This is a genomic window from Rheinheimera sp. (genome assembly GCF_036568245.1).
Lineage (GTDB): Bacteria > Pseudomonadota > Gammaproteobacteria > Enterobacterales > Alteromonadaceae > Alishewanella.
Map to the genome: position 1 here is coordinate 1 of NZ_DATCSY010000306.1, position 5,379 is coordinate 5,379.

Annotated in this window: 6 protein-coding genes and 1 pseudogene; all 7 read right to left on the reverse strand. The window is 52.8% G+C overall.

What is annotated here, in order from left to right:
- Window positions 1-280: pseudogene (locus VIN66_RS13765) on the reverse strand (penicillin-binding protein 2); the annotation flags it as partial.
- Window positions 281-282: 2 nt separating this feature from the next.
- The gene (rlmH, locus tag VIN66_RS13770; protein WP_331924512.1) at window positions 283-753 is read right to left on the reverse strand and encodes a 23S rRNA (pseudouridine(1915)-N(3))-methyltransferase RlmH; all 471 of its coding nucleotides are present in this window, start codon (window positions 751-753) and stop codon (window positions 283-285) included.
- A 6-nt stretch (window positions 754-759) separates the two neighbouring features.
- Window positions 760-1,080 (reverse strand): ribosome silencing factor, encoded by a 321-nt coding sequence (gene rsfS, locus VIN66_RS13775; protein WP_331924513.1) that lies wholly within the window; start codon window positions 1,078-1,080, stop codon window positions 760-762.
- Window positions 1,081-1,142: 62 nt separating this feature from the next.
- Window positions 1,143-1,778 carry a nicotinate-nucleotide adenylyltransferase gene (gene nadD / locus VIN66_RS13780; RefSeq protein ID WP_331924514.1) on the reverse strand — a complete coding sequence of 212 codons (636 nt, stop codon included), beginning with the start codon at window positions 1,776-1,778 and terminating at the stop codon, window positions 1,143-1,145.
- Window positions 1,771-2,820 (reverse strand): DNA polymerase III subunit delta, encoded by a 1,050-nt coding sequence (gene holA, locus VIN66_RS13785; protein WP_331924515.1) that lies wholly within the window; start codon window positions 2,818-2,820, stop codon window positions 1,771-1,773. The genes nadD and holA overlap by 8 nt, the downstream gene beginning before the upstream one ends.
- A 16-nt stretch (window positions 2,821-2,836) precedes the next feature.
- Window positions 2,837-3,316 carry an LPS assembly lipoprotein LptE gene (gene lptE / locus VIN66_RS13790; RefSeq protein WP_331924516.1) on the reverse strand — a complete coding sequence of 160 codons (480 nt, stop codon included), beginning with the start codon at window positions 3,314-3,316 and terminating at the stop codon, window positions 2,837-2,839.
- 1 nt (window position 3,317) lies between these two features.
- Window positions 3,318-5,379: leucine--tRNA ligase (leuS, locus tag VIN66_RS13795; RefSeq protein WP_331924517.1), on the reverse strand; the 2,062-nt coding region annotated here is incomplete at its 5' end.

Here is a 5,379-nt window from a genome sequence, read left to right on the forward strand (position 1 = left end):
CCGGTACCAATTCTAATGAAAATACCGGTTTATTCTCGGCCAGCAAAATGCCGCTGCGGTCGTAAATCAGGCCGCGGTTAGGCGCCATTGGCACGACTTTGATGCGGTTACCTTCCGAGCGGGTCTGGTAATCCTGATATGATACAACCTGCAGCTGGTATTGATTGAAGATGATGATACAAAACAACACCACCACTATCAGCATTGCCACCACTGCCCTGCTGTTAAACAGTCGGGCCTCAGCAGCAAAATCCTGAATGGCAACGCGCTTTTTTAACATCTTTACTCGCGATGATAGGGATGATTAGTACAGATACTCCAAGCACGGTACAGGCTTTCAGCCAATACAACACGTACCAGGGGGTGGGGAAGTGTCAGTGCCGACAACGACCACTTTTCTTCACTGGCAGCGATACAGGCCGGTGCCAGCCCTTCGGGGCCGCCAACCAGTAAGCAGACATCACGGCTATCAAGTTGCCACTGTGTCAGACGTGTTGCCAGTTGCGGGCTACTCCAATTGTCACCCGTTACTTCCAGTGTCACTATTCTGCTGCCACGGGGAACGGCGGCGAGCATTTTTTCACCTTCCTGTTCCAGAATGCGCTTGATATCAGCATTTTTGCCGCGTTTACCTGCCGGGATCTCAATCAGCTCCAGCGCTAAATCTCTGGGAAAGCGGCGGGCATATTCTTCATAGCCAGTTTGCACCCAGGCAGGCATTTTACTGCCAACAGCAATCAGTGTTAACTTCATACCGGCTTAGGCACTCCAGAGCTTTTCCAACTGATAGAAACTGCGGCTCTCTTCCAGCATCACATGTACTACCACATCGTCCAGATCCAGTAATACCCACTCGCCTGAGCTCTGGCCTTCGATACCGAGTGTTACAATACCGGCTTTTTTCACTTCGGCGGCGACGTAGTCGGCGATAGATTTGGTATGGCGGTTAGATGTGCCTGAGCACACTATCATAAATTCAGTGACACTTGATTTTCCACGTACGTCTATAGCCACGATATCACGGCCTTTCATATCGTCGATTTTGTCCTGAATAAAACTTACCAGCTCGGTTGTCTGCACCCTGATTCCTCTGCGCATTAAAAAGGCGCTATTTTAGCATAGTTTGGGCGTGGTGATAGCTCTTACGCCTGATAGAGTTGTTGTAACTGAATATAGTTCAATACGTCAGGATCTAAAGCGCTGCCAGCTGTGCTATGTTGCTGCAACTGGCGGCGGATATCTGTCGCGCTGATAGCAAACAGAGGATTATCCAGCAGCAAAATGCCCCCCGCAGTCGATTGTTGCAGCACGGCTATATCAGCCACACCATACTGCTGCAGTAAAAACGGCGCATCACCTTCCGTTGCCTGATACCCCGGGCGTTCGCAGACCAGCAGATGAGCGAGTTGTAATACACGCTGCCAGTTTTTCCACTGCCGGAAATAACACAGTGAGTCCATGCCGATAATAAAGTAAAAGCGGCTGTCAGGTTCACGCTGGTGCAACAACTGCAGGCTGTCAACGGTGTACGACGGGCTTTGTTTATCCAGTTCAAGCCGTTCAAGCACCAGCTTGGGGTAACCGGCGATCGCCAGCTGCACCATAGCCGCGCGTTGCTCTGCACTGACACCCGGTGTGGCACGGTGGGGAGGCAGATGACATGGCATTAGTCTTACGGTATCGAGGCCGCATTTACGCTGAACATAATCGGCACAGGCAATATGGCCGTTGTGTACCGGGTCAAAGGTGCCACCCAGAATACCGATGTGTTTAGTCATAAGCCGCCTGCTGTTGCAGCGAAAAAGCTTTCGGTACCGGTTTGACAAACAGTGTCACCAGATGTGCCAGAGCAACATCAGGGTGACCAAGCTGGCCCGCTTTATATAAGCGGTCAAATGCCGCTAACTCTTGCAGCAAATAGTCCAGCCAGGACAGCGACAAGCGCTTCAGCGCATTTTGGTACAGTGGCTGGCGCTTGGGCCAGATGGCGAGGCTTTTATACAGCTCGTTGATATTCTGTTGCCATTGCCCGGCCTGCTGCAGTTGGCGCAGCTGCAGCACTTCTTTTTGCAGCTGCCAGGCAATAATAACCGGCTCTGTATCCTGCTGACACAGGCGTTGTAAGCGGTGCAGCGCGTCATCAGCCTGTCCCTGTAAAATGGCATCGACCAGTTGAAATACGGTAAAGCTGGAATGATCCGCCAGAAACTGTGCCAGCACACTGGCATCCAGTGGCTGCGGCAAATCAGCCAGTGTCAGTTTTTCCAGCTCTTGCCGGGCGGCCAGCAAGTTACCGGCACAGTGTTGCTGCAGTAATACCAGGGCTTCACTGCTCAGTTGCAGGTTTAACTGACGGGCACGCTCACGCAGCCATTGCTGACTCTGCCGCTCATCCAGTGCATAAACAGGGATCTGAACAGCCTGATTCTGCAGCTGTTTAAACCAGGCCAGTTTACTAACTTCACTGTGGCTACGTTCACCGTGGATCAGCAGAATAATATCGCTATGCAGTTGCTGCGGTAGCGCTTTGAGGGCATCGTTGGCCGCGGCAGATAATTTTTGCTGAGACAGTTCCAGTTCAATCAAGCGCCGTTCTGAGAACAGCGACATGGCTTGCAGTTCGTTGCTAAGCAGGTTCCAGTCAAACTGGGCATCAGCGGTTAAACTGATGCGTTCTGAATAGCCTTGGTTGCGTGCAGCTGCGCGAATCGCATCTATTGCTTCAAGTTTCTGCAGCGGCTCATCGCCAAACAGCAGATAGCAGGGCGCCAGTGTACCAGTAAGGTGTTGCGGTAATTGGTTGGCGTATAGCTTCTGCATTAGCGTGACGGCTGCATCAGTGCAGCCTGGCCAATTGACGCATAATGCGGTTGGCCGCTTGTTGGCGCAGCTCCGCCAGCATCAGTTCCAGCTCTTTGGTTTTCGCTAAAGCCTGATTCGGGTCATCCTGATAGTCGCGGAACAGTTCGAACTGGTATTGCTGCGGCTCGCCATCGGGCATCGTCAACGCGTAACGCACTTTATAAATCAGCTCGTACTCGGCTACCTGACCGTTGGGAAACAGCGACAACGTGCGCCGCTCCAGCGTATCGTCAATCAGTTGCAGCATCGGTGCAGTTTGCTGGTAACTTTGTAGCAATTCTACTTTGTTACGCTCTAACCGCTCGGCTACCAGTGCTGCCAGTTCAGAATGACGTTCGCTCTGGATATACATGGCCGGGAAATGGCTCAGCGGTAAGTCGCCACGCAAGTGAAAGCCGCAGCTGCTTAGCAGCAGGCTGCCAAGCAGGGCCAGGACGACGCTGAGGCGGGCCATCTTAGCCCACCACCAGATTAAGCAGCTTACCAGGTACGTAAATTACTTTACGGATACTGACGCCTTCAAGGTGACGGTTGACGTTTTCATCAGCCTGAGCAGTACTCAGTACTGTATCCTGATCAGCGTCAGCAGCAACGGTTACCTTGCCGCGGACTTTGCCATTCACCTGCACTACCACCAGTTTTTCATCTTCAACCATAGCGGCATCGTCTGCCACCGGCCAGGGGGTTTGCTCAATACCGGTTTGCTGGCCCAGCTGCGTCCATAAATACTGCGCCACATGTGGCGTAATCGGGTTCAGCATTTGCAGCAGAGCCAGCACAGCTTCGTGCATCACAGCGCGGTCAAGCTCTGTCGTCAGGCTGGCTTTTTGCAGCTTATTGCTCAGCTCCATAATGGCCGCGATCGCTGTATTAAAGGTGTAGCGGCGGCCAATGTCGTCGGATACTTTAGCGATGGTTTTGTGCAGCTCACGGCGCAGCGTCTTTTGCTCGTTATTAAGTGCTGCAATATCCAGTTTACCAACGGCACCGGCAGCGGTGAAATCGCTGACCAGAGTATAGATACGCTTAATAAAACGATGCGCACCTTCAACTGCAGAGTCTGACCACTCCAGTGTTTGCTCCGGCGGTGCGGTAAACATCATAAACAGGCGCACGGTATCAGCACCGTAAAGGTCGATAACTTTTTGCGGGTCGATACCATTGTTTTTCGATTTCGACATCTTGCTCATGCCAGATGCAACCACTGGCTGGCCGTCAGTGTTTAATATGGCGTTGACAACCCGGCCTTTTTCGTCGCGCTCTACGCTGACATCCTGTGGTGAGAACCATTGCTTGCCGCCGTTTTCCGTTTCACGGTAAAAGGTTTCCGCCAGTACCATGCCCTGACATAACAGGCGTTTAAACGGTTCGTCTGATTGCACCAGGCCGACATCGCGTAACAGTTTATGGAAGAAACGGCTGTACAGCAGGTGCAAAATTGCGTGTTCAATGCCACCAATATATTGGTCTACCGGCAGCCAGTAGTTGGCTTTGGCCGGGTCCAGCATCGCTTTATCATGGTCTGGGCTACAGTAGCGGGCGTAGTACCAGCTCGACTCCATAAAGGTGTCGAAGGTGTCGGTTTCATGAAAGGCATCGCTGCCGTTATAGGTGGTTTTGGCCCACTCGGGGTCAGCTTTGATTGGCGATGTTACGCCATCCATCACCACATCTTCCGGTAACCGTACCGGTAACTGGTCTTCCGGCACCGGTACCTGGCTGCCATCCGCCAGGTTCAGCATCGGAATGGGCGCGCCCCAGTAACGCTGACGCGATACGCCCCAGTCGCGCAGACGGTAGTTTACCTTAACTTCGCCACGGCCCATCGCGGCAAGTTTGGCTGCGATGGCATTGAACGCGGCATCAAAATCCGCACCATCAAACTCACCAGAGTTAATCAGTACACCTTTTTCAGTGAAGGCGGCTTTGGTTAAATCACATTCCTGCTGCGAGCCAGCAGCCGGACGCACTACCTGCTTTATTGCTAGCTGGTATTTGCTGGCAAATTCGTAATCACGCTGGTCGTGGCCGGGTACGGCCATCACCGCACCTGAACCGTAGTCCATCAGCACAAAGTTAGCGACCCACACCGGCACCTGTTCACCGGTCAGCGGGTGTACCGCATAAATACCGGTCGCGCAGCCTTTTTTCTCCATAGTGGCCAGCTCTGCTTCGGCCATCTTGCCGCCTTTGCAGTCTTCAATAAAGGCTGCCAATGCCGGGTTAGATTGTGCGGCTTGCTGTGCCAGCGGATGCTGCGCGGCTACTGCGACATAAGTAACACCATACAAGGTATCCGGACGCGTGGTGTAAACACTCAGGCTGTCGCTGCTGCCGGCGATATCAAAGCGGATTTCTACGCCTTCTGAGCGGCCAATCCAGTTTTTCTGCATGGTTTTAACCTGCTCAGGCCAGCCTTCCAGCTGATCCAGATCCTGCAGTAACTCTTCGGCATAGGCGGTAATACGGATAAACCACTGCGCTAATTCACGTTGTTCTACTAAGGCACCTGAGCGC